Source organism: Deltaproteobacteria bacterium (genome assembly GCA_016219225.1).
Taxonomy (GTDB): domain Bacteria; phylum Desulfobacterota; class RBG-13-43-22; order RBG-13-43-22; family RBG-13-43-22; genus RBG-13-43-22.
Window position 1 is genome coordinate 1 of record JACRBX010000141.1, and the last position, 23,821, is coordinate 23,821.

Annotated in this window: 20 protein-coding genes and 1 tRNA gene; 11 read left to right on the plus strand and 10 right to left on the minus strand. The window is 50.2% G+C overall.

Annotation, left to right across the window (positions count from 1 at the left end):
- Nucleotides 1-79 precede the first annotated feature (79 nt).
- Nucleotides 80-619, minus strand: a complete 540-nt coding sequence (locus HY879_11960; protein ID MBI5604061.1) for a hypothetical protein — start codon at nt 617-619, stop codon at nt 80-82.
- A gap of 33 nt (nt 620-652) precedes the next feature.
- Nucleotides 653-2,179, minus strand: a complete 1,527-nt coding sequence (locus HY879_11965) for a B12-binding domain-containing radical SAM protein (GenBank protein ID MBI5604062.1) — start codon at nt 2,177-2,179, stop codon at nt 653-655.
- Between the two features lie 302 nt (nt 2,180-2,481).
- On the opposite strand from HY879_11965, the gene HY879_11970 reads away from it, so the two are divergent.
- A complete protein-coding gene (locus HY879_11970) occupies nt 2,482-3,675 on the plus strand; it encodes a GNAT family N-acetyltransferase (GenBank protein ID MBI5604063.1) in 1,194 nt (397 codons plus the stop codon).
- A gap of 181 nt (nt 3,676-3,856) precedes the next feature.
- On the opposite strand, the gene HY879_11975 is transcribed toward HY879_11970, so the two are convergent.
- From HY879_11975 to menA, 6 genes are all read right to left on the minus strand, one after another.
- Nucleotides 3,857-4,270, minus strand: a complete 414-nt coding sequence (locus HY879_11975) for a YkgJ family cysteine cluster protein (GenBank protein MBI5604064.1) — start codon at nt 4,268-4,270, stop codon at nt 3,857-3,859.
- Nucleotides 4,261-5,427 (minus strand): acetoin utilization protein AcuC, encoded by a 1,167-nt coding sequence (locus HY879_11980; protein ID MBI5604065.1) that lies wholly within the window; start codon nt 5,425-5,427, stop codon nt 4,261-4,263. The genes HY879_11975 and HY879_11980 overlap by 10 nt, the downstream gene beginning before the upstream one ends.
- Before the next feature lie 141 nt (nt 5,428-5,568).
- Entirely contained in the window at nt 5,569-6,909 is a 1,341-nt protein-coding gene (locus HY879_11985) for a glycerate kinase (GenBank protein ID MBI5604066.1), read from the minus strand.
- A 358-nt stretch (nt 6,910-7,267) separates the two neighbouring features.
- Nucleotides 7,268-8,284 carry an endolytic transglycosylase MltG gene (gene mltG / locus HY879_11990; GenBank protein ID MBI5604067.1) on the minus strand — a complete coding sequence of 339 codons (1,017 nt, stop codon included), beginning with the start codon at nt 8,282-8,284 and terminating at the stop codon, nt 7,268-7,270.
- On the minus strand, nt 8,281-8,712 hold the full coding sequence (gene ruvX / locus HY879_11995; protein MBI5604068.1) for a Holliday junction resolvase RuvX: 432 nt from the start codon (nt 8,710-8,712) through the stop codon (nt 8,281-8,283). Before ruvX ends, mltG begins: the two co-directional genes overlap by 4 nt.
- 3 nt (nt 8,713-8,715) lie before the next feature.
- A complete protein-coding gene (gene menA, locus HY879_12000) occupies nt 8,716-9,621 on the minus strand; it encodes a 1,4-dihydroxy-2-naphthoate octaprenyltransferase (GenBank protein ID MBI5604069.1) in 906 nt (301 codons plus the stop codon).
- Between the two features lie 224 nt (nt 9,622-9,845).
- On the opposite strand from menA, the gene clpB reads away from it, so the two are divergent.
- The 10 genes from clpB (at nt 9,846) to HY879_12050 (ending at nt 22,368) form a co-directional block, all read left to right on the plus strand.
- Nucleotides 9,846-12,437 (plus strand): ATP-dependent chaperone ClpB, encoded by a 2,592-nt coding sequence (gene clpB, locus HY879_12005; GenBank protein ID MBI5604070.1) that lies wholly within the window; start codon nt 9,846-9,848, stop codon nt 12,435-12,437.
- 81 nt (nt 12,438-12,518) lie between these two features.
- On the plus strand, nt 12,519-13,376 hold the full coding sequence (gene htpX / locus HY879_12010; protein MBI5604071.1) for a zinc metalloprotease HtpX: 858 nt from the start codon (nt 12,519-12,521) through the stop codon (nt 13,374-13,376).
- A 2-nt stretch (nt 13,377-13,378) separates the two neighbouring features.
- Nucleotides 13,379-13,501: an addiction module protein gene (locus HY879_12015; protein MBI5604072.1), complete on the plus strand. Its 123-nt coding sequence runs from the start codon at nt 13,379-13,381 to the stop codon at nt 13,499-13,501.
- Nucleotides 13,502-13,801: 300 nt separating this feature from the next.
- Nucleotides 13,802-15,097 carry an adenylosuccinate synthase gene (locus HY879_12020; protein MBI5604073.1) on the plus strand — a complete coding sequence of 432 codons (1,296 nt, stop codon included), beginning with the start codon at nt 13,802-13,804 and terminating at the stop codon, nt 15,095-15,097.
- A gap of 187 nt (nt 15,098-15,284) precedes the next feature.
- A tRNA-Leu gene (locus tag HY879_12025) sits at nt 15,285-15,371 on the plus strand.
- A 29-nt stretch (nt 15,372-15,400) separates the two neighbouring features.
- A complete protein-coding gene (gene tig / locus HY879_12030) occupies nt 15,401-16,684 on the plus strand; it encodes a trigger factor (protein MBI5604074.1) in 1,284 nt (427 codons plus the stop codon).
- A gap of 22 nt (nt 16,685-16,706) precedes the next feature.
- A complete protein-coding gene (clpP, locus tag HY879_12035; GenBank protein ID MBI5604075.1) occupies nt 16,707-17,312 on the plus strand; it encodes an ATP-dependent Clp endopeptidase proteolytic subunit ClpP in 606 nt (201 codons plus the stop codon).
- 24 nt (nt 17,313-17,336) lie between these two features.
- Nucleotides 17,337-18,596, plus strand: a complete 1,260-nt coding sequence (clpX, locus tag HY879_12040; protein ID MBI5604076.1) for an ATP-dependent Clp protease ATP-binding subunit ClpX — start codon at nt 17,337-17,339, stop codon at nt 18,594-18,596.
- Nucleotides 18,597-19,087: 491 nt separating this feature from the next.
- The gene (gene lon / locus HY879_12045) at nt 19,088-21,535 is read left to right on the plus strand and encodes an endopeptidase La (protein MBI5604077.1); all 2,448 of its coding nucleotides are present in this window, start codon (nt 19,088-19,090) and stop codon (nt 21,533-21,535) included.
- Between the two features lie 107 nt (nt 21,536-21,642).
- Nucleotides 21,643-22,368 carry a TVP38/TMEM64 family protein gene (locus HY879_12050; protein ID MBI5604078.1) on the plus strand — a complete coding sequence of 242 codons (726 nt, stop codon included), beginning with the start codon at nt 21,643-21,645 and terminating at the stop codon, nt 22,366-22,368.
- Between the two features lie 91 nt (nt 22,369-22,459).
- Here the strand turns inward: HY879_12050 and rsmG are convergent, their stop codons facing one another.
- Nucleotides 22,460-23,161 carry a 16S rRNA (guanine(527)-N(7))-methyltransferase RsmG gene (gene rsmG / locus HY879_12055; protein ID MBI5604079.1) on the minus strand — a complete coding sequence of 234 codons (702 nt, stop codon included), beginning with the start codon at nt 23,159-23,161 and terminating at the stop codon, nt 22,460-22,462.
- Nucleotides 23,162-23,197: 36 nt separating this feature from the next.
- The coding region (locus HY879_12060) for a TOBE domain-containing protein (GenBank protein ID MBI5604080.1) at nt 23,198-23,821 on the minus strand (624 nt) is incomplete at its 5' end.

Sequence of the window (23,821 nt, forward strand, 5' to 3'; positions counted from 1 at the left end):
ATTCCTCATGAAGGGTGCCCAAGCCCTGGTGCGGATGATGGTTCTGCTTTCCAATGAATAAAGGCTAACCAAAGCCCACCTAAGGGTTCAGGCGTTCCAACCAGGCTTCTTTCCAGAAAAGAAAGCAGGTCCGGTCGCACCCGGCCCAGTCTTCGGACGCTGTGGTCGGCAATTCACAAAAAACCCCTTCCAGGATAACGACATCCCGAAGCTTCAGCATGCGCCAGCGCCGTTCGTCAAAGAACAGGGAGACCGGCTTTTGCACTGCGTAAACCTTCCCGCAGTGTTTGTTCATCTCCACATCCATGTAGCCCATCCCCTCGTATTTACCATGGCTATCCAGGGTGGATTGGATCTTTTCCAGGGATTTGACCCGAATGCGTTCGCCGGCCTTAAGGCCAAGGGGGGGGATCCGACCGGTGTGATCTTCCTTCGCAGTGTCTACAACAAGACAGGCGGACGGTCGCGGTCGTCCGGTCTCCAGTTTTGCCGCCAGCTTGTGACCTAAGCGTAAGGGTTCCGTGATATAGTGTTGTCTTTTCAGCCACCAGAGTTTAACCCGGTCAATGCCAGACAAACCCTCTACCGCATCATGCAGTTCTTTGAGTTGACATTGCATAATTGTAACTCCTCTCCATGTAAGAATCTAACCTCAGTTACGGCCGGACAATCGACGGACGGCCCCGACAGCGCTATGAAGAGCACCAAAAACCCGCCGTTCCAGCGGCGGCGAAATCGAAGACAATCGTCGCGACAAACTGAGTTGGCCTCGATGAATCAACCGGGAAGGCAGGGACCGATTATTCAGATTGTATAAATACATGAATTGGAAGATATCGTAGATCGTTTTTTTGGTTTCCGGGGAATAACGGAAGAAATCGGCATCCATAACAGCGCCCACTGGAAAAACGCTGCACTCGAAGTGGGAATGGGTTTCCCGACGTGGCGCATCGTAAGTTCGATTGCTGCCCAGCCACCAGTCCTGAAATCCGTATTGGTCTTTGCACTTTTCGTATATCTCGGTTGCCGGGAAAGGGATCAGGATGGAGGCAATGGCCGTATGGAACTGTCTCACATAAGGCGACAGCTCTTTCATCAGCCGAAAAGTGGATTGGGTTTCCTCGGGCCCCTCCCAGGGAAAACCGAGAATAAAAAAAACACAAGGTTCAATGCCGTATCGGGCCGTTAACGGCACGATCTTCCGCACCATATCAATAGTATGGGGTTTGTGAATGCGTTTTAAGGTTTCCGCATGGCCACTTTCTATCCCATAGTCTATTCGGACGCAGCCTGATTTTTTGGCCATCTCTAAAAGCGGCTCGTCAATGGAGTCGATCCGGGTCATCATGCTCCAGGTGATGGGCAGTTTTCGATCCACCAGGCCCTGACAGATCTGCATCACCCGATTACGGTCCTGGGCCATAGAGTCATCGACAAAATGGAAATGGGATGTGCCAAACTGTTGGGTAACTTGGCTGATTTCATCAAGGACATTTTCTGCAGAGCGGAATCGAAATCGTTTGCCGAATAATCCTCCGGCGCAATAAGCGCATCGGGCCGGGCAACCACGGGAACTAAAAATGTTGCCGTATAGACTGACGGCATCTTTTCGTCCATAGTCGCCCGGGTCGACTAAATGACGGGCGGGAAAGGGAAGGCTGTCCAAATCAGCAATAACCGGTCGCGGTTCATTCCGACAAGGCCGACCCGTGCTGTTTAACCAGACCATCCCTTTGACGGATTCTTTGGGTATCCTGCCAAGAACCGCCTCGATGGCTTCCACGATGGTCAACTCTCCCTCTCCGGATACCACGGCCTGAAAACCGTTCATAAGGGGTTCTTCAGGTAATAACGTGGCATGGGGACCTCCGGCAATCAATTGCACTCCTGTTGCCGTCAATCGCCTGGCCAGTTCATAGGCCGTGCGTACCAGCGGAGTGACCAGGGTAATACCGACTACGTCCGGATTAAGAAGTCGGATTTTCTCAACGATTTGATCGGCATTTTGCGGATTGCCGGCAGCGCAAGCGTCTAATAAATGGATTTCATACCCATGATGCTCAAGGACTGCGGCCAGCATCAAAAGCCCGACGGGACAACTGGCGTGGTTTTGGGTGCGGGATGGCGGATATACCAGGATGACTCGACTGCGCTGCCGGACCATATTTTTATTCCCCATCGAAGCGGTTCAGGATCTACTCCTAATAGTCTGGTTGTAGCTTCTACCAGAAGGGAAAAAGGAATTGAACCATTCTGAGTGTCTCAACTGTTCCGGAAATAAGCGAATAAGTTACCAATTATTATTGGTAATCGAACTATAAAATAAACCAGGAGCCGGGTCAAGGGGAAAAGAGGCTGACAATAAAATGGTTGCCCCTAACCGGATAATAAGCTATATTTTATACGAAAGGTCCTGCTTAATATTAAGGGTTACCGCTTAAACGGGTTCTTACAATTGAAACCGGCAGGACTTAACGGGCCTTGCTTAAAACCGAAAATATGATCAATAAAAACCAGTTTTCATCAGACGGACTGGTTGTCAAAACGGTAAGGACTCATGAAGAACTCAGGCCTCATGCCGAGGCCTGGAATGATTTGGCATTTAACGCCACTCATCGATTGCCGGACTCCTCCCACGCCTGGATCGCTTCTTACCTGGAACATCAATTAGAGATCGGAGAAAGTTGGTTTTGTCTTTTTGCTTATGAACATTCCACACTGGTAGGCGTCCTGCCGGTGATTATCACCCCTTTTAAACGAACAGGAAGGCCATACCACAAGTTTCGTACGCCCTATAATAACCAAACAGGTTCGGTGGATTTTTTGATTAAGCCGGGGCTGGAAAAGGAGGTCATTCCTGTTTTTCTGGATCAGCTCAGCCAAATGCAACCGGCCTGCTTTTCTTTCGAAATGAGGAGACTCCCTGAAGGTTCACCCATTTTGGCGATTATGGGTGACGGTTTAAAAAGGCTATTTTCGGTCTCTATTTTTGCCGGTCATGGTTCTTATATTAAAGTTGAAGGAAGTTTTGATGATTTTAAGGCTCGCTTGAGACCTAATTTCAAAAGGAATCTGCGCCGTCAGGCACAAAAAATAGCTTCTCTTCCAGGCCTGTCCGTTTCATATTTAACAGGAAATACCATTGATGCTGAGGAACTTTCCCGTTTTATGCAGGTCGAGTCCTCGAGCTGGAAGGGCAACGTTGGCAGCGCCATCAATCAGGATGTTTCACTGATCTCATTTTATAAGGCCTTAACCAGCCGACTGAGGGAATTGGGCTGGCTGGAATGGCATTTTCTGGAAGCCGAGGGCAAAACGATTGCCGCTACTTTGGCCATCCGGGTCAACCGCTCCATCGTTTTACTGAAAACCTGTTATGATGAGGCCTATTCCGCATATTCCCCGGGGACTTATTTGTTTGAAAAGATTTTTGAACAGGTTTTTCAATCCGGAGAAGTGGATGAATTAAATTTTTTAACGGATTATTCCTGGAACCGTAACTGGCAGGTGATTAAAAGATCCTATTACGATTTATTTCTGTATCCCTCTAAGCCCTTATCGATCCTGGCCGGTTTTATACCCCTGAAAATCCGCCTCGGCCTTCATCAATGGCCGGCCCTGCGCCGGGTTTATCGGTTTTTTCGGACTCATCTCGTTGGAGCGGGTCGGAAATAAGTATTCAGGGACCGGGGGATCGGGGGTCGGGGGTCGGCCGAAGAAATGACCCGAGGGGGCACCACGAAGCATGAAAATAGTTTTTGGGGCTATGGGCGATGGGCAATAGGCGATGGGCAAGGTTAAACGGGTTTAGGGGTTTTTATTCGCCTATAGCCTCGTGCCTATAACCTGAATTTTTCTATTTTCGGACTAAATAGTTTTTCAAAGTCTCGTAAGGGGCCAGGGCCGGGCAGGAATTGCGGGCGGTCTCCCAGTTGGTCTGGTCAATCAGCATGGGTTCTAAAAAGGGCCATTTCCGACAAGGGAGGGGCTTGACGGCGTGGATGCTGCATTTTCCTTCCGTGGAAAAATGGCAATAGCCGTCTTCCCGGATGTGGATATAGGTGCGGCCGTTTCTTTCAATACAGAATTTCTCCCGAAAATACCGGGGAGAACAGGCTAAAAAACCGGAGATCCGTTCGATCTCTTCCGGCATCAAGTGGATTCCCCCTTCTCCCTGGCAACAGGTTCCACATTGGGTGCATTCAAAAAGGTCCATGGCCTGTTTGAACAATAAATCCAGGGCTTGGAGATCCCTTTTTTTTACATCCATGGTCCGCCTCCATAAATATTGAATAAAGGGAAAATGGTTCCCTTGATGGCCTTGACCGCCCGACGGGCATCGAGGAAAGCCCTTTCTTTTTTGGCCGGTTCTTCTTGAAAGCCCTCATCTTTCAACCATTCATCAGGATAATCCAGTCGACGGATAGTTTCTTGAAAGGGGATGGGAAGTTTTATCTGGTCCAATTCCCGTCCCAACATAATGGACCAGGCCAGGGTCCAGGCCCGGGCTACGTTGGCCTGATGATAGCCTCCTCCGCCCAGGGCAACCCAGGGAAGATCCAGTCCTTTAAAAAAGCGGATTGCCGAGCAAAATCCCTGGGTCGTTAAAGAGAGGTTGGCCAGGGGATCGTTATAAAAGGTATCCACTCCCAGTTGGGTGACGATGACATCGGGCTCGTAAGCTTCCAGGATTGGAGGAACAACCTCTGTGAAGGCCCAGGTAAAAATTTCATCGTCGGTCCAGGGGTAAAGAGGGCAATTGACTGCATAGCCCACCCCTTCTCCGGCCCCGATTTCCTGGACAAACCCGGTACTGGGGAAAAGGGTCATACCATTCTGATGAAAGGAGATGGTCAAGACTTTGCTCGTTCGATAAAAGGCCTCCTGTACTCCGTCACCGTGGTGGGCATCAATATCAATATAAGCCACCTTTTTGCCTTGCGAGAGCAAGTATAAAATAACCAGCACCGGATCATTGATATAGCAGAAACCGGAGGCCATATTTTTGTGAGCATGGTGCATGCCGCCGGCCATGTGAAAGGCAATCGTTCCCTGACCGGAAAGGATCCATGCTCCGGCCTGGATGGCCCCGCCTCCGCAAAAACAGCCCCAATCCAGTACCCCGGGAAAAATGGGGTTATCTCCAGGCCCTAATCCATAGGCCGACAGGTCCCGGTCGCTATGTCCCGAGTTGGCTTCCTGCAAAATCTTCCAATAGTCGTGGGTATGGAAAGAAAGGCATTCTTCCTCCGTGGCCATCCGGGTTTTTTCAAAGCCTTTCTTTTCCGCGGGCAGCAGTCCGTAAGCCTCAATCAGCTCCTTGGTAAGTTTTAGCCTTCCGACCTGGAGGGGATGATGGGGACCATAGTCGAATTTTTGGTAATCATCCGTGTAGAGCAGAAGACAGGATTTGTTTTTTAGGACCATAATAACTCCCTCGGTTATTTTTTAATCCAACCCGACGGGGATGTCAAGGACGCACCAGCGTTTTGTTTTTTACCGGCGGCCATCTTGGAATTTATTCTTTAACTCAGCCCTGACCCCCGACCCCCGAATGTTATTTTTAAACTAACCTATGAGCAGGATATGGATATCCATGACATTGGTTCCCGTGGGACCGGTAAGGAGCAACTCCCCGGTTTTTTTAAAAAAAGAATAGGAATCGTTGTCTCGAAGATAGGCCGCAGGGTTTAGGCCCTGTTGTATGGCCTTTCCAAAACTTCGGCTGTTGACTATGGCCCCGGCCGCCTCCGTCGGACCGTCGGTCCCGTCGGTCCCTCCGCTTAAAAAGACCATGTTGCGCAAATTTTTGGTTTCAATAGCCAGGGCCAGGGCCAGTTCGGTGTTCCGGCCCCCCAAACCCCGACCTTTAATCGTTACCGTAGGTTCTCCTCCGGCCAGGATACAAACCGGCGGGGGAAAGGGATGCCCGGACCTTTTAACCTCCCTGGCTATGGCGGCGTATACTTTAGCGATTTCCCGGGCTTCGCCCTGTATTTGGGCAGTCAGGATATGGGTTTGATATCCCAGGCCCCGGGCTGTGACGGCCGCCGAATCCAGGGCGGTTAAATTATTGCCGACGATCAGGTTGGAGACTTTGCGAAAGCAGGGGTCTCCGGGTTTAGGGGTTTCACCGATTTTCCCCTCCTTTCCGGAGGTCAGATGCTTAAGGATTTTGGGGGATACTCTGGGGGTGAGGGAATATTTTTCGAGGACCTCCAAGGCCCCTTGAAAGGTTGAAGGGTCGGGAACAAAAGGACCTGAGCCTATGACATCCGGATCATCCCCCACGACATCGGAAAGGATGAGATTGATCACTGTAGAAGGGTAGCTTGCCCTGGCCAAATTACCCCCTTTAACAAGAGAGAGATGTTTGCGGACGGTGTTTATCTCCAGGATATTGGCTCCGGATCGGAGGAGAAGATCGGTGAGTCTTTTTTTCTCAGTCAGGGTGACCGATGGAACAGGCTGGGCTAAAAGGGCCGAACAGCCCCCCGAGGTCAGGAAGATCACCAGATCGTCTTTCCGGGTTTCTTTCAGGATGGCGGCTATTTCCCGCGCCCCTTGGAGGCTGGCGGCATCCGGGACCGGATGGCCGGCCTCCAAAATTTCCAGGGTCCGAAGAGGCTTACGGTGACCGTATTTAGTAATAACGACTCCCTGGCCAAATTCCCGGTTTAAGAGGTCTTCGCAGGCCGCGGCCATCGGGATAGAAGCCTTGCCGGCCCCTAAAATAAAAATTTTTCTGAAGCGGGTCAAATCATAGTGTTGTTCGGTTGAGGCTGCTCCGGTTTTTACTCGCAGGATATTATTTTGGCAGGATAAATGCCAGCGGACCGCTTGATAAGGGTCGGCAGCCGAAAGGCCGGCCAGAAAGATTTTTCGAATAGAACGGCGAAGCGTTTCCATGCTTTTATTATTCCTTAAGGAACAGCCGGTGGTATTCTTCTTCCTTTAAATATTTTTTGAGGAGTCTTGAAATAAGCTCGAAGAGGTCTTGAATCTCGGTTTCGCTCAGACGGGGGACCAGAGTCTATAAAAAAGAGTCATCGGAAAACTTTTGCAGGAAGACCATCAGCGACTTTTCATCGGTCTCCCGGTACAGGCCGAAACCGATCAGTCCCTGTTATTCATAGACAAAATGATGTGAAAGTTTTTCTGTTTCCATGGGAATTTCCTTTTTTCTGCCTGTTTTTGACGGATTACATCGGACCGCAGATACTGGATACCGGATAAAGACGTCAAATCCGGCATCCGGTATCCAGTATCATTTCAAAAGCCGGGTTTCCTTTCCGGGAGGCTGATACCGGGCGACCGCCTGATTATGTTCGGTTAGATTTTTTGAAAAATGATGGCTGCCATCATTTTTTGAAACAAAATAGAGATAGTTGCTTTTGGCCGGAGAAAGAACCGCCTGCAGGGAGTCCCGGCCGGGGCTGGCGATCGGGCCGGGGGGTAATCCCGGGTTAAGATAGGTATTAAAGGCCGTGGGCCTGAGCAGATCTTTTTTGGTCAGGTTGCCGTTAAACTCCCTGATCCCATAGATAACCGTGGGGTCGCTCTGCAGGGCCATTCCTTTTTTAAGGCGGTTATAAAAGACCGAGGCGATCAAAGGGCGTTCGCTATGGAGACCGCTTTCTTTTTCCACAATGGAGGCCAGGATGACCATTTTTTTAAGATTGAGTCGTTCCGCCAGGCCGTCTTCTTTAGGCAGCTTATTAAAAATCTCTTTAAATCTTTGAACCATCTTTTCCTGGATGGACCGGACGCTCATGCCCCGGTGAAAGACATAGGTGTCAGGAAAAAGATAGCCTTCCAGAGACTGCCCTTCTATCCCCAGGTAAGCTAAAAATTGCGGGTCCCTGGCGGAAGTAAGAAAGGTCTGTTCTTCGGCCAGGTTTTCTTCGGCCAGGCGTTGGGCGATCTGCCGCAGGGTAAACCCTTCGGGAAATGTAATCCTTTTTAACATGGTTTTCCCGGTGGTTAAATAATCCAGAAGGACCCTCGGCGGCATTCCGGCGTATAACTCGAAATCCCCCCATTGGATTTTTTTACCCGACCGTTTCCACCAGGTCAGGAGCATGAATTTGTGGGGATCCTGGATAATCCCCTCCTGGGTTAAGAGATGAGCGATACGGTGAAGGCTCATCCCCGGCAGGATTCGAACTACCTGGACCGATGGGTTTTTTACCTGGGGGGGGGAAAGGAAACGGGAAAAACTGTCCCAGAGGAGGGTGCCGAGGACAAGGATGCCCAAAAGAAAAAGGATCCGGTATCGCTTCAAGGGATTGGTCCCTTTTCCTTGGGACGGCTATCGAGGTAGCCCTGGAGGATGAAGGCCGCTGCTAAACGGTCGATAACCTTCCGCCTTTTTTGCCGGCTCAGGTCTCCTTCCAGAAGGATCCGTTCGGCGGCCACGGTGGACAGGCGTTCGTCCCAGGGGATGATCTTTATGGAGAGGGAAAGACGAAGCTTCTCGATGAATTCTTCGGCCTTCAGGGCCGACTCCCCTTTGGTCCCATCCATATTGATCGGGAGACCGACGACCAGTTCCTCAACCCGGTATTCTTCGACCAGGTTCCGGATGACGGCCAGGTCTTTTTTTAAAGCGATCCTTTTGATGGAAGTCAAAACCTGGGCGGTAAAGAGTAAGTCATCGCTGATGGCCACGCCGATGGTCTTGCTGCCCAGATCCAAGCCGAGGATTTTCACGCGTTAAGCCCTCCCTGAAAAATGGCCGATCAGGATGCCCGCCAGCATGAGTATCCCAAGGGCCATATGGGTTTGAATGGTTAAGGCCTGGGCCGGAATGATTTTTTCGAAAGAATCAAAGTTGCCCCAGAAGATGCGGATGGCTTTTAGGGCCAGAGGAAGGGCCAGCCAGGAAAGAAGGATCAAAAAGGAAATCTCCCGGCTTTCCAGGAGGAAGAAGAGAAAGAGAAAAGGCAGGGTCATCAGGATAAGATAGATCCAGCGGGAACGCTCCAGGCCGAGCCGAACCACCAGATTGTTTTTGTGTGCCGCGCCATCGGCCTGAAAGTCAGGAAACTGGTTGATCCAGATAACGGCCGTAATCAGGAATCCCAGGGGAAATCCCAGGAAAAAAGCCGGCCAGGTCAGTTGGCCGGTCAGGACATAATAAGTCCCCCAGGTGATTAACGGTCCGAAAGCCAGGAAAATGGTGATTTCCCCTAACCCTCTGGCCATGAATTTTACTGGATCGGCTGAATAAAAAAAAGCGGCTGCCAGGCCCAGCAGTCCGGCCAGGGCCACATAAGGATGTCCCCGGACGATGAGGATCAGCCCGGTGACTACAGCCAGGGTGAAAAAGGAAACCGCCAAGCCCAATACCCGACGGGCGTTTAACAGCCCTTCGGGGATGACCCGGCTTCCGCCGCTGAAAGGGGTAGGATGCAAATTGATCCGGTCGCTCCCCCGGGAATCAAAGTAATCATTGATCAGGTTGGCGGCAGTCTGCAAAGATCCCACGCCGATGAGAATCAACAGGAGTTCAAGACTCCGGAAGTAGTCGTGATGATAAGCCTGGGCGGCTGCCAAAAAGACCGGAACCAAAGAGCCGGTCAAAAAGGGTAGACGCATGGCCTTAATATAGACGTTCATGGCTGGTTGCTCGTTGCTGGTTACTGGTTACTGGTTGCCGGTTAAAACGAGTAACGAGTAACCAGAGAAATTTCAAATCCCTTTGCTCAGGATTAAAGCAGTATTTGAAAATATAGCCTATTTCTTGCATCTGTCAAGTTGTAAATCGGGCCGGCCCTTCTTGACAACTCCAGGTGAAATGGTTAATTTTTGAGGGAAATTATACTTAAAATTTGGAGGTTGCCATGCGTTTTGATAAATTTACCATAAAGGTTCAGGAAGCGGTGCAATCCGCCCAGTCCATGGCTGAAGGCATGGGGCATCAACAGATCGAAACTGAACATCTGATGACGGCCCTTTTGAACCAGCCGGATAATATCATTTCTCCGCTGCTTCAAAAATTAGGGGTGGGTCCCAACCAGGTTAGAAATATCCTGAAGAGCCAATTGGACAAGATACCCCGGGTGGAAGGGGCCGGCAGAGGGCAAACCTATATGTCGCCCCGGCTTAAAACCGTCCTGGACGACTCTTTTAAAGAGGCCTCCCAGATGCATGATGATTATGTCAGCATGGAACATATCCTGCTCGTTATCGTCGATCAGAAGGGAGATCCCCTGGCGCAGGGTCTGCTGGCTCTGGGTTTGACCCGGGAAAACCTGTTAAAGGCCCTGGTGGATATCAGGGGAAGTCAAAGGGTCACTGATCCCAATCCGGAAGAAAAATATCGACCCCTTGAGAAATATGCCCGGGATTTGACCGAACTGGCCCAGCAGGAGAAGTTGGATCCGGTCATCGGAAGGGACGATGAGGTCAGACGGGTCATCCAGGTATTATCCCGGCGCACCAAAAATAACCCGGTCCTGATCGGAGAACCCGGGGTGGGAAAGACCGCCATTGTTGAAGGTCTGGCCCAGCGGATCGTTCACGGTGATGTGCCGGAAGGTTTGAAAAACAAACGGGTCGTGGCCCTGGATATGGGGGCCCTGATTGCCGGAGCCAAGTACCGGGGGGAATTTGAAGACCGCCTTAAGGCCGTGCTTAAGGAAGTGACCGAGGCCCAGGGGCAGATTATTTTGTTTATTGATGAGCTGCATACCCTGGTTGGAGCCGGTAAGGCCGAAGGGGCCGTAGATGCCGGGAACATGCTCAAACCGGCTTTGGCCCGGGGGGAATTGCGCTGTGTCGGGGCGACCACCATCAATGAATATCGGAAATATGTCGAAAAGGATGCGGCCTTGGAGCGGCGGTTTCAGCCGGTGCTGGTCCGCGAACCCACGGTGGAAGACACCATCGCTATCCTGAGGGGTTTGAAGGAAAAGTACGAAGTCCATCACGGGGTGCGCATCAAGGATTCGGGCATCGTGGCTGCGGCTACTTTGTCGCATCGGTATATCACCGATCGATTTCTGCCGGATAAGGCCATTGATCTGATCGACGAATCCGCTTCCAAGCTGCGGATTGAGATCGACAGCCTGCCCCAGGAGATCGATGAACTGGAACGGAAGATCCTGCAGATGGAGATTGAAAAGGAGGCCCTCAAAAAAGAGGTTGACCCGGCTTCCCGGGAGCGGTTGGATAAGATCGAAAAGGAGCTTTCGGAGCTCAAGGACCAAAGCGGCGTGATGAAGGCCCATTGGCAGGAGGAAAAAGAGGCCATTCAAAAAATCAGACAAGTTAAGGAAGAGATCGAAACCCTTAAAGGGGAGGCCCTGAATGCCGAGAGACAGGGGGACCTGACCCGGGCGGCGGAAATCCGCTATGGGGTGCTCTTGAACAAGAATAAAGAACTGGAGGAAAAAAACCGGCAATTAGAGACCCTTCAGGAAAAACAGAAGATGTTGAAGGAAGAAGTGGATGATGAGGACATTGCCGAAGTCGTGGCCAAATGGACCGGCATCCCGGTGGCCCGGATGATGGAAGGGGAGAAACAAAAACTGATCCGCATGGAGGATCGCATCCAGGAAAGGGTCATCGGCCAGGAAGAGGCTATCCGGGCGGTGGCCAATGCCGTCCGCCGGGCCCGCTCCGGCCTGCAGGACCCCAATCGTCCGATCGGTTCTTTTATCTTTATGGGCCCCACGGGGGTGGGCAAGACGGAACTGGCCAAGGCCCTGGCCGAGTTTCTTTTTGACGATGAACAGGCCATGGTCCGGGTCGATATGTCCGAATATATGGAAAAACATTCGGTTTCCCGTTTGATCGGCGCCCCTCCGGGCTATGTGGGCTATGAAGAGGGGGGGTATTTAACCGAAGCCGTTAGGCGCCGGCCTTATTCGGTGGTCCTTTTTGACGAGATCGAAAAGGCCCATCCCGAGGTCTTTAATGCCCTGTTGCAGATCCTGGATGACGGCCGGATGACCGACGGGCAGGGGAGGACCGTGGATTTTAAAAACAGCCTGGTCATCATGACCTCCAATATCGGCAGTCAATTCATTCAGGACCTGACTGAACGGGAACGGGAGGAGATGGTCCGGCGGGTTATGGAGGCTTTGCGGGCCCATTTCAAGCCCGAATTCTTAAACCGGGTGGACGATATCGTCATCTTCCAGTCCTTAAAAAGGGAACAAATCAAGGCCATTGTGGATATCCAGATCCGGCTGCTTCAAAAAAGGCTGGCTGAAAAAAAACTGGATATCGAATTGACCGATAAAGCCGGGGAACAAATCGCCCAGGAAGGGTTTGATCCGATCTATGGCGCCCGCCCTTTGAAACGGGTGATACAGCATCGCATCCAGGACGCCCTGGCTTTGAAACTTCTGGAAGGGGAATTTTCGGAAGGGGAAAAGATTATCGTCGATGCCGACCGGAAGGGAGAGATCTTCTTTGCGAAGGGATAAACCGGTTTTTCTTGACAAGAATTTAAAGATGGGTACCATAGTAATTGTTACTCGTAAACAAACAATAAGGAGTTACTATTTATGTTTTTAAATACCATGAAAACCACCTTGCTGTTGGGGCTGATGACCGCCTTGATTATCCTGATCGGCGGGGCCGTGGGCGGTCAGCATGGAATGGTTCTGGCCTTCTTCCTGGCCGGGATTATGAATTTAGGGAGCTATTGGTTTTCCGATAAGATCGTTCTGGCCATGTATCGGGCCCAGGAGATCGCTCCGGGAAATCATCCGGAGATCCATCAGATCGTTATGGAACTGGCCCAACACGCCGGTATCCCGAAACCGAGGATCTATTTAATCGAAGACGATTCCCCGAATGCCTTTGCTACGGGCAGGAATCCGGAACATGCGGTCATCGCAGTCACCTCCGGTATTATGCGCATCCTTTCCCGCCAGGAACTGAAGGGGGTCCTGGCCCATGAACTGGCCCATGTCAAAAACCGGGATATCCTGGTCGGGTCCATTGCCGCTACCATGGCCGGAGCCATCATGATCCTGGCCAACATGGCCCGCTGGGCAACCATCTTCGGCGGGAGCCGGGATTCGGAAGAAGGGGAAGGCGGGGGAGGGATCATCGGCCTTCTGGTTATGACCATTGTGGCGCCTATCGCCGCCATGCTGATTCAAATGGCCATCTCCCGTTCCCGGGAATATCTGGCCGATGCCTCGGGTGCCCAGTATTCAGGAAATCCCCTGGGCCTGGCCGGTGCCCTGGAAAAACTCCAGATCGCTTCCCAGCGGCTGCCCATGGAATCGCCCAATCCGGCTACGGCCCACATGTTTATCGTTAATCCTTTGTCAGGACGAAGTCTGCTCAATCTGTTCAGCACCCACCCGCCTATTGAAGAACGGATTGCCCGGTTGCGGTCGATGAGGTATTAGCAATGATTGATGCCCAATGGATTACCGTGGCCAAGCGCCGATTGGATGAACTTCGAAGTGGCCAGGTAAACTCTGTTCCTGGTGAAGAGGTTTTTGCTCGAGTTCGAAAACGGTTCTTTAAATGAATTTTGATTTTCACTCAGAACATTGTTTCATTTCCTACTGCCTGGCCTGAGATTGAAGGCAACCTTCGACGTTGCCTGACCCAGCGGTTCTCTTACGGAATTCTCTACAGCATAGAGCCCGACAGAATATTCATTTTGTCAGTGATGCATTTGCATCGAGATCCGTCTTATTGGAAACATCGGAGTTAAGAAGAAAGGATCTTGTTTTTTACTCGTGAAGCCTTAGCAAATCAGTTGACTTTTTTTCTCCTGTAGCATAAAAAACCCCTATAAACTCAAATAGGTAAAAAGGAGCAGCGTATGTCTTGTGTCGTGGTGGTAGGAACCCAATGGGGTGATGAGGGAAAGGGTAAGGTGGTGGATCTCCTTACCCAATATGCTGATATAGTCGTCCGCTTTCAAGGGGGGAATAATGCCGGACACACCCTGGTGGTGGGTCAGGATAAATTCATTCTTCATTTGATCCCTTCAGGGATTCTTCATTCGGAAAAACAATGTCTGATCGGCAATGGGGTGGTGGTGGACCTGGAGGTCATGCAAAAAGAGGTCCGTACCCTCCGGGACCGGGGGATTGCAATCGGTCCGGAAAATTTAGGGTTGAGTGAGAAGGCCCATTTGATTATGCCTTATCATAAACATTTGGATATGGCCCGGGAGGCCCAAAAAGGCCAGGCTTCCATCGGCACGACCGGGAGGGGCATCGGGCCCTGTTATGAAGACAAGGTGGCCCGGGTAGGAATCCGGGTTATTGACCTGCTGGATCCGGAGGTCTTTGCCGAAAAAGTAACCACCAATCTCAGGGAAAAGAATTTTATTTTTGAACAATTTCTCAAAGTCTCCCCCATGGATCCACAGGAGATCATCAAAACCTACTGGCCTCTGGCCGAATTTATCCGGCCCTATGTAACCGATGTTTCAATCCGGATCGATCAGGCCCTGGCCCAGGGGAGAAGTATTTTGTTTGAAGGCGCCCAGGGGACTCACCTGGATATAGATCATGGGACCTATCCCTATGTGACTTCATCCAACCCGGTGGCCGGCAGTGTCTGTGCCGGGGCGGGTGTGGGACCCAACAGGATTCAATCGGTCCTGGGGATCGTTAAGGCCTATACGACCCGGGTGGGCGGAGGCCCCTTCCCCTCGGAATTAACCGATGAGATCGGTTTGAGTCTTCGGGAGAAGGGTGGAGAATACGGGTCGACCACCGGCCGGCCCAGACGATGCGGCTGGCTGGATGCCGTTGTTTTAAGGGATTCAGCCCGGCTGAACGGTCTGACCCACCTGGCCATCACCAAATTGGATGTTTTAACCGGCCAGAAAACCGTCAAGATATGTACCGGTTACTCCTGGAACGACCAGACTTTGACCAGCCTTCCGGCCCAGTTAAAGGTACTCCAGGCTTGCCGTCCCATTTATGAGGAATGGGAGGGCTGGTCCGAACCTATCGAAGGGATCCGGAAAGGGGAAAACCTGCCGGCCGCCACCCGGAATTATCTGAATCGGATCGAAGAATTAGTTAAGGTTCCCATCGGGATTATATCCGTTGGACCGGATCGTGAGGAAACCTTGTTCCTCGACAACCCCTTCACCGAATGATCCAAAAGCTGGATGTCCTGATTTTGAAGGAATAAAGCCTTAACGAGAGCTAAAAGGATCCAATCCCGGCCGGGTCTGCGACATAAATCCCGGGGTCTGCGACTAAATCCGGGGTTCTCTTGACTTTAGGGGAAAAAGTAAGTATATTGTAAAGTTAAGAATTTTTTTCCTCAAGCCCTGGGAAAGGGCGAGAGTGGCGGAATTGGTAGACGCACTGGACTTAGGATCCAGCCCTGGAAACAGGGTGGGGGTTCAAATCCCCCCTCTCGCACCAACAAATAAACTGGTAAGGAATAAATGACTATGAAGGTACAGGTAGAAGAAATCTCTCCGATCAAAAAAAAGTTGACCGTGGAAGTGGAAGCGGACCAGACCAAAATGGAATGGGAATCCGTTGCAAAAACCTTTAACAAAAAAGCCAAACTGAAAGGTTTTCGGCCAGGGAAGATTCCGGTTACGGTCCTGGCCAAGTTTTATGGTCCCCAGATTGAGGAAGAAACCGTCTCCAGGATAATTAATCGTACCTATCCGGAAGCCCTGAAAGAAACAGGGGTCATGCCGGTGGACCTGCCGAAATTGGATTATCCGGCCGTGGATAAAGAAGCCCCTTTTATTTATCTGGCCACTATCGAAATAAAACCTGAAATTCCCATTTCCGAGTACAGGGGATTGGAATTGAAAAAAACGCTGGTTCTTATTACGGATGAAGACGTTGAAAAAAGACTCGAGGCCATCCGGATGAGCCACGGTGAGCTGGTTGCCCTCCAGGAAGAGCGCCCTCTAAAAAAAGGAGATTTTGCGGTTATCGATTATCAATCCTTTCTGGATGGGAATGAAATGCCGGGTGGTTCGGCCCAAAACTATGACCTGGAAGTGGGGGCTGATTACTTTAATCCGGAGTTTGAAAAAGAGTTGGTGGGGATGCAGAAAGGGGACACCAAAGAATTCGATATCGATTTTCCGGAAGACTTTGGAAATACGGCCCTGGCCGGGAAAACCGTCCATTATAAAGTCCTCTTGCAGGCAATCAAGGAGAGGCATCTGCCCGAGATGGACGATGCATTCGTCCACAATTTAGGGAACGAGTTATCTTCCCTGGAAGACTTACGAAAGAAGATCCGGGAAGACCTGGAGAAGGAAGAAAATCGCAAAGGTGATTTGAAATTAAAAGAAGATCTGGTCGATAGTCTTCTGTCCAAAACCGACTTCGAGGTCCCTGAGGCCTTGGTCAATCGGGAAATCCAGCAGATGATGATGCGCATAGAGCAAGATTTGAGCCGTCAGGGGCTTTCCTGGGAAAAGGCCGGCCTGGAGCCCGCCCGCCTTATGGAAAGGTTTCGCCCCCCGGCCCAGAAAATGGCCCGGAAAAAATTGATCCTGGAAAAAATTGCCCAATTGGAATCCCTGAGCGTCAGCCAGGAAGAAATCGAAGCGGAACTCGGCCGGATTGCCGCTAATGTAAACCAGTCGGTAAATTTAGTCCGAGAAATTTATAATAAAAACAATTTATTGCCAGATATGAGCCAGCAGCTTCTTGAGGAAAAGACGTTGAATTTCCTTCAGGAGCATGCTACCATACAATCATAAAACCCTTGAGAAGGAAATACGGATGACTTTAATACCTATTGTTGTTGAACAGGATACCCGGGGCGAACGGGCTTATGACATCTATTCCCGTTTGTTGAAAGACCGAATCGTTTTTTTGGGGGCCACTATAGATGATTACATGGCCAACCTGATGATCGCCCAGCTCCTTTTTCTTGAAGCCGAAGACCCGGATAAGGATATCCATATGTACATCAATTCACCCGGTGGTATCGTTACTTCCGGGTTGGCGATCTATGACACCATGCAATATATCAAACCCAATATTTCGACCCTTTGTCTGGGTCAGGCCTCCAGCATGGCCGCCTTGTTGCTGGCTGCCGGGGCCAAAGGCATGCGTTATGCCCTGCCCCACTCCAGGATCCTCATCCATCAACCTTTGGGGGGCGTCCAGGGACAAGCCACCGACGTAGGCATCCAGGCCCGCGAAATTTTGAGGATTAAAGAAGAATTGAATCAAGTTTTAGTGGATCATACCGGCCAGCCTTATGAGAAAGTCGAGAAAGATACGGACCGGGATTTCTACATGACCGGTGAACAGGCCCGAGAGTACGGCATTGTCGATAATGTCATTTCGAAAAGAAAAGAACTTACCGGGCAAACCCAATAACCCTTTAACAGAAGGAAGTATTAGATGAACAAAAGAGGAGACGGCAAAGGCAAAGGAAGCGATTTATTATGTTCCTTTTGTGGCAAGAGTCAGGATGAAGTAAAAAAACTGATTGCCGGGCCTTCGGTCTATATATGTGACGAATGTATTGGATTATGTAACGAGATTATTGCCGAAGAATATGAAAAAGAGGAGGCCCACCAGGGGGATAAGGTCCCTAAACCGGTGGATATCAAAACAACGTTAGATGAGTACGTCATCGAACAGGAAAAGGCCAAAAAAATCCTTTCCGTGGCCGTGCATAACCATTTCAGACGGATAGATAACAAGATCGATCTGGAGGGGGTGGAATTGCAAAAAAGCAATATCCTGTTGATCGGACCTACGGGATCAGGAAAAACCCTGCTGGCCCAGACCTTAGCCAAAATTTTGAAAGTCCCTTTCACGATTGCCGATGCTACGACCTTGACCGAGGCCGGGTATGTCGGCGAGGATGTGGAAAATATCATCCTCAATCTCCTCCAGGTGGCGGATTATGATGTGGAGCGGGCCTGCCGGGGAATCGTTTATATCGATGAAATAGATAAGATAGCCAGAAAGTCGGAAAATCCTTCCATCACCCGGGATGTCTCCGGCGAAGGGGTTCAACAGGCTTTATTGAAAATCATTGAGGGGACCATGGCCAGTGTCCCTCCCAAAGGCGGCCGCAAACACCCGCAACAAGAATTTGTCAAGGTGGATACGACCAATATTCTTTTCATCTGTGGAGGGGCTTTTAACGGACTGGACAAGATTATTCAGGGCCGAAGCGGGGCCAAGGTAATGGGTTTCGGAGCCGATATCCGGAAACAGTCGGAGAAGAAACGGCTGGGTGAAGTCCTGGATCAGGTACAGCCTCAAGATCTCCTGCGGTTTGGTCTGATACCCGAATTTATCGGGCGATTACCGGTCATTGCCACCTTGGATGAATTAAGCGAAGAGGCCATGGTCCGCATCCTGACGGAACCCAAAAATGCCATCGTCCGGCAATATCAGAAACTGTTTGAAATTCAAGGGGTGGAATTGAAATTTACCGATGGCGCCATCAAGGCCGTAGCCCGTGAAGCCCTGAAAAGAAAATCCGGGGCCCGGGGGCTTCGATCCATCCTGGAAAAGGCCATGCTGGATATCATGTTTGAGATTCCGTCCATGAAAAACGTTCGGGAATGCGTCGTTAGTGAAGAAGTAATCCTTAATAACGAAACCCCCATCCTTCTTTTTGAAAACCAGGCCGAATCGGCCTGATGCTGGATGCTGGATACAATAAACTGGATACTTGATCCTGGATGCAGGATAAAGACACAAAATCCAGTATTAAACCGCCATGCCCCGCCTTTTGGGGCATGGCACCACGAAGCATGAAAATAGGCTCCTTGGAAGACGGATGCTATTTTCGAACTAAATATATAAGGATCACTCTTTCAAGAGTGATGGATTCGTAAAAAATCTGGGAGATCTCAATTTCGTCATTCCCGTGGAAACGGGAATCCAGTCCCGCCAGAAGTGGGATTAATTGGGTGCGCTTGACCTGGATTCCCGCCTGCGCGGGAATGACGAGTTTTTATATAGTCAACAGGTGTAAATCTTTATTAAAGAATTAACGAAAAAAACCGAGAATAGAATTGGATGAACCTCACGAAGCATGAAAATAGATTCAAGGTCCAAGATTTTTCATACTTGCATCTTGAAACTTGTAACTTGTAACTTTATTTTCGCATTATAAGGAATAAATAGAAATGGCTGTATTTTCAAATTACGATGATAGTCGAGAAGATGGGGGCTTAAAGCAAATCATCCCTATATTGCCCTTGAGAGATATTGTTGTTTTTCCAGGGATGGTTGCCCCGTTGTTCGTGGGTCGGGAAAAATCTATTCAGGCCCTCGAATATAGTATGTCCTTGGAAAAGGATATCCTTTTATTAACCCAACGACAAGCCAAGGTGGATGAACCTTCTGATAAGGATCTCTATCAGGTGGGAACAGCAGGCAGTATCCTTCAGATGCTCCGCTTGCCCGACGGAACCGTCAAGGTATTGATCGAAGGCCGGTATCGGGCTCGGATACAACGGTACCTTCCCAATCGGACTTTTTATCTGGTCGAAGTCGAGAAGATCCAGGACGTCATGCCGATCAGGTCCGAGCAGGAAGCCCTGGTGCGTACCGTGAAACAAACCTTTGAGGGTTATCAGAAACTGAACAAAAAGATTCCCCAGGAATTGGTGCATACCATCACCTCCTTGGATGATCCGGCCCGGCTGGTAGATTCGATTGCTCCCCATTTGGGCACCAAGATCGAACAGAAGCAGGAGCTTTTGGAACTGCTCCAAGTCAATCGAAGGTTGGAAAAACTCTATGAATTCATGCGCGGGGAGATGGAAATCCTGGAAATCGAACATCGCATCAAGGGCCGGGTCAAAAAGCAGATGGAAAAGACCCAAAAGGATTATTACCTGAATGAACAGATCCGGGCCATCCAGAAAGAGATGGGCGAACAGGATGATTTTAAAAGCGAGATTCAGGAATTAGAAAAGAAGATCAAACAGAAAAGGATGTCCAAAGAGGCGACTACCAAGATTCGAGGGGAGTTAAAAAAACTGAAAATGATGTCCCCCATGTCGGCCGAGGCCACGGTAGTCCGAAATTATATCGACTGGATGATCGCCCTGCCCTGGTATAATCGAACCAAGGATAAATTGGATATCGATGCTGCCGAAAAGGTCCTCAATGAAGACCATTATGGTTTAGATAAGCCCAAGGAGCGGATCCTGGAATATTTGGCTGTTCAGAGTCTGGTTAAAAAAATAAAAGGTCCTATCCTCTGTTTGGTCGGTCCTCCGGGTGTGGGGAAAACCTCCCTGGCCAAATCGATCGCCAGGGCCACCGGGCGGAATTTTATCCGGGTTTCCCTGGGCGGGGTCCGGGATGAAGCCGAGATTCGCGGTCACCGCCGAACCTATATAGGGGCCTTGCCGGGCAAGATTATCCAGTCCTTGAGAAAGGCCAAATCCAATAACCCCGTTTTCTGCCTGGATGAAGTCGACAAGATGAGTACCGATTTCCGCGGAGACCCTTCTTCGGCCTTGCTCGAAGTCCTTGATCCTGAACAGAATTTTTCTTTTAACGATCATTACCTGGATGTGGATTACGATCTTTCCGAGGTCTTTTTTATCACAACGGCCAATACCCTTTTCTCCATCCCGTTGCCCTTGCAGGACCGAATGGAGATCATTCGGCTTCCAGGCTATACGGAACCTGAAAAACTCCAGATCGCCCGTCAATTCCTGATCAAAAAACAGCAGGAAGCCAATGGGCTTTCCCCTGAGAATATCCATTTTACCGATAACGCCTTATTGGCTATTATACGCCGATATACCCGGGAATCGGGGGTGCGTAACCTGGAGCGGGAAATCGCCACCTTATGTCGCAAAGTGGCCAAAGAAGTCGTGCGCCGGGGGAAAGAGACCCATGTTGAAATCAGTTCCACCTCGGTTCAAAAATTTTTAGGGGTGCCTAAATTTCGCTATGGGGAAACCGAAGAAAAAGACGAAGTGGGCATCACCACCGGCCTGGCCTGGACCGAAGTGGGAGGAGAGTTGCTGTTGACGGAAGTGGTCCTTATGCCCGGAAAGGGGCGATTGATCATTACCGGAAAATTGGGAGAGGTCATGCAGGAATCGGCTCAGGCGGCCTTGAGTTATGTCCGTTCCCGGGCCGAACAATTGGGCCTGCCCAGAAACTTCTATCAGAAAATGGATATCCATATCCATATCCCCGAAGGGGCTATTCCCAAAGACGGACCATCGGCCGGGATCACCATTGCGACTTCCATCGTTTCCGCTTTACTCCGGAAACCGGTCAAGAGGAAGACGGCCATGACCGGTGAGATTACCCTGCGCGGCCGGGTTTTACCCATCGGAGGCCTGAAAGAGAAAATCATTGCCGCCCACCGCGGTAAGGTCAAGACGGTGATTATTCCTAAAGAAAATGAAAAGGACTTGAAAGAGATTCCGCCCCGGATTTTAAAGGCCTTGGAAATTGTTCCCGTGGAACATATGGATGAGGTGCTGAAGTCGGCTTTATTGGTAGAGGATCCGGAACGCTTATTCATAGAAAAGCCGGAAGAAGGTTCCCTGCCCTTTTTCCATGAAGAAGTCCCGGTCCCGGCAGAAATTACCGCCCATTGATTGTAAAAAAAGACGGGGGTTTGATCGGCGTGGTAAGGTTCAAACTCCTTGACAGGTCCCCCTCAGAAAAGGTAAGGTTATACCCCGAAAAAGGGGTATAACCATTTATGAAAAAAACGATCGGGGTCAGTGCCATTCTTTTGGTTTTTTTTGGTCTGGCCCTTTACCTGCTGATTTACCACAGCGACATCTATCTGACCTTTTTAGACCGGAAACGGTTGGCGGAATTTGTTAAATCCTACGGCAGCTTTTCGCCCCTTATCTTTATCGCCCTCCAGGTCTTTCAGGTCCTCTTCGCTCCCATTCCCGGAGAGATGACCGGCTTTTTAGGCGGATTTCTCTATGGGAATTTTTTCGGTATCCTTTATTCCACTATCGGCTTAGGAGTTGGTTCCTGGCTGGCTTTTATTTTCTCCCGGTGGGCCGGACAACCTTTAGTGGAAAGGATCGTCAGTTATAAAACGATCAATCGCTATGACTATCTGATGGCCCACCAGGGCACCTGGATCGCCTTTCTGCTTTTTCTGATCCCGGGCTTTCCCAAAGATTATCTCTGCTATATTTTGGGATTAGGGCACATGGACCTGAAAACCTTTCTGATCATATCCACGGCCGGACGGTTTTTAGGAACGGTGTTGCTGACCATTCAAGGGCACCTGGTCCGGGAAAAAAACTACCTGGTTTTAGGGATTGTAATCGGACTTTCTCTGTTTTTTCTTTTGATGGCCTACCTGTTCAGAGGGAAATTAGAGAGCTATTTTGAAAGACATCGTAAATCGAGGACCTATTCCAAAATAACCAACCCGGGATCTAAATCCCAGAATCCGGAATAACCCCCCTTCCTGGTCGGGGATATCACCCCCAATCTTTTAGAGGCGGGATTGTTCAAACCAACTCTGGCCTCCAGCCCCGCAGGGCCTTTGGTTAAATTTTGGTAATAAAAATCAATATCCTTTCCTGATCCAAAAAAGGCAGGGTTAATCGGATCGGCCTGTCTATTTGAAATCCCTTCTTCCAGATCTCGGCCTGGAACAAGGAAATTTCCTCCGGCCCTTCCGGCCCCTTCATGAATAACAACTTCCCTCCCTTTGCCAGATAAGGATCAACCCCCGTTAAAAGGCTTGTCACTTTTCCCACCGCCCGGGTGATGATGATTTCGAAAGGATCGATTCCCGGCACTACCGGTGACCCTTTGCCTAAAAACCCCTGTAGCACCGGGGTATGGCTGAGATTTAAATGTCGAACGACTTCCTTAAGAAAACTGACCTTTTTTCCGGAGGCATCGATTAAGGTGACAGCTTGGTACGGTCGGGCAATCTTAAGCGGCAGTCCCGGAAACCCGGCCCCGGATCCCAGATCCAAAATCCTGGCCTCCTCCGGAAGATAGGGCAGAGGGGAAAGGGAATCCAGAAAATGTTTGACTAAGATCTCCCGACAGGAGCGCAGGCCGGTCAGGTTGATGACCCGGTTCCATTTTCGAAGCAAAGCCAAATAGTCCATAAATTGCTTTATTTGAAAAGGTGACAGAGATATCCCCAAGGCCTTTGCCCCCTGATCGAGGAGTCTTTCCCCTTCCGCAGGCGCCATGTCCTGGATGATGTCAGGTTTGTCTCTCAATGGTTCCATTTCAAACCTAATGCCCTAAACCTTATACCGTGCACCTTAAATACCGATGGCCAATTCTGTTTCCGGATCAAAGAAATGGAGATTCTCCAGGTTGGCTTTTAAGGTAATTTCCTGATGGGGCTTAGCCCGGGTCCGGGCATCCACTGAGGCCAGGAGGTTGTGACCACCGACTGTGACGTCAAGAAAAATGTGGCTCCCCACCGGCTGGACCACCAGGACAACAGCCTGAAGGGTCCCCTTTTCTTCCAACGAATCGGCCGCGGAAAGATCATCGGGCCGGACCCCCAAAACGACTTCTTTCCCGGCATAAGAAGTCAAAGCCAGTTTTTTCCCCGTCGGGACAGGCAGCGACAATCCTTCAGACTGAACCGTCCAATTGCCGTCACTTCCGCTGATATGAACGGGTATAAAATTCATGGTCGGAGAACCGATAAAGCTGGCCACGAAGCGGTTGACGGGCTGGAAATAGAGTTCCAGCGGCTCTCCTACTTGTTGTATCAGGCCGTCTTTCATGACCACGATGCGATCCCCCATAGTCATGGCCTCGATCTGATCGTGGGTAACATAGATACTGGTGGTCTGCATGGCCTCATGCAATTTTTTCAATTCCAGTCGCATCTGGATCCTCAGCTTGGCATCCAGGTTGGAAAGGGGCTCGTC

Excerpts from the sequence above, each read along its gene's own strand:
- HY879_11960 (MBI5604061.1), bottom strand. The coding sequence starts at position 619 with ATGCAATGTCAACTCAAAGAACTGCATGATGCGGTAGAGGGTTTGTCT.
- HY879_11965 (MBI5604062.1), bottom strand. The coding sequence starts at position 2,179 with ATGGGGAATAAAAATATGGTCCGGCAGCGCAGTCGAGTCATCCTGGTA.
- HY879_11975 (MBI5604064.1), bottom strand. The coding sequence starts at position 4,270 with ATGGATGTAAAAAAAAGGGATCTCCAAGCCCTGGATTTATTGTTCAAA.
- HY879_11980 (MBI5604065.1), bottom strand. The coding sequence starts at position 5,427 with ATGGTCCTAAAAAACAAATCCTGTCTTCTGCTCTACACGGATGATTAC.
- HY879_11985 (MBI5604066.1), bottom strand. The coding sequence starts at position 6,909 with ATGGAAACGCTTCGCCGTTCTATTCGAAAAATCTTTCTGGCCGGCCTT.
- menA (MBI5604069.1), bottom strand. The coding sequence starts at position 9,621 with ATGAACGTCTATATTAAGGCCATGCGTCTACCCTTTTTGACCGGCTCT.
- clpB (MBI5604070.1), top strand. The coding sequence starts at position 9,846 with ATGCGTTTTGATAAATTTACCATAAAGGTTCAGGAAGCGGTGCAATCC.
- htpX (MBI5604071.1), top strand. The coding sequence starts at position 12,519 with ATGTTTTTAAATACCATGAAAACCACCTTGCTGTTGGGGCTGATGACC.
- HY879_12015 (MBI5604072.1), top strand. The coding sequence starts at position 13,379 with ATGATTGATGCCCAATGGATTACCGTGGCCAAGCGCCGATTGGATGAA.
- HY879_12020 (MBI5604073.1), top strand. The coding sequence starts at position 13,802 with ATGTCTTGTGTCGTGGTGGTAGGAACCCAATGGGGTGATGAGGGAAAG.
- tig (MBI5604074.1), top strand. The coding sequence starts at position 15,401 with ATGAAGGTACAGGTAGAAGAAATCTCTCCGATCAAAAAAAAGTTGACC.
- clpP (MBI5604075.1), top strand. The coding sequence starts at position 16,707 with ATGACTTTAATACCTATTGTTGTTGAACAGGATACCCGGGGCGAACGG.
- clpX (MBI5604076.1), top strand. The coding sequence starts at position 17,337 with ATGAACAAAAGAGGAGACGGCAAAGGCAAAGGAAGCGATTTATTATGT.
- lon (MBI5604077.1), top strand. The coding sequence starts at position 19,088 with ATGGCTGTATTTTCAAATTACGATGATAGTCGAGAAGATGGGGGCTTA.
- HY879_12050 (MBI5604078.1), top strand. The coding sequence starts at position 21,643 with ATGAAAAAAACGATCGGGGTCAGTGCCATTCTTTTGGTTTTTTTTGGT.
- rsmG (MBI5604079.1), bottom strand. The coding sequence starts at position 23,161 with ATGGAACCATTGAGAGACAAACCTGACATCATCCAGGACATGGCGCCT.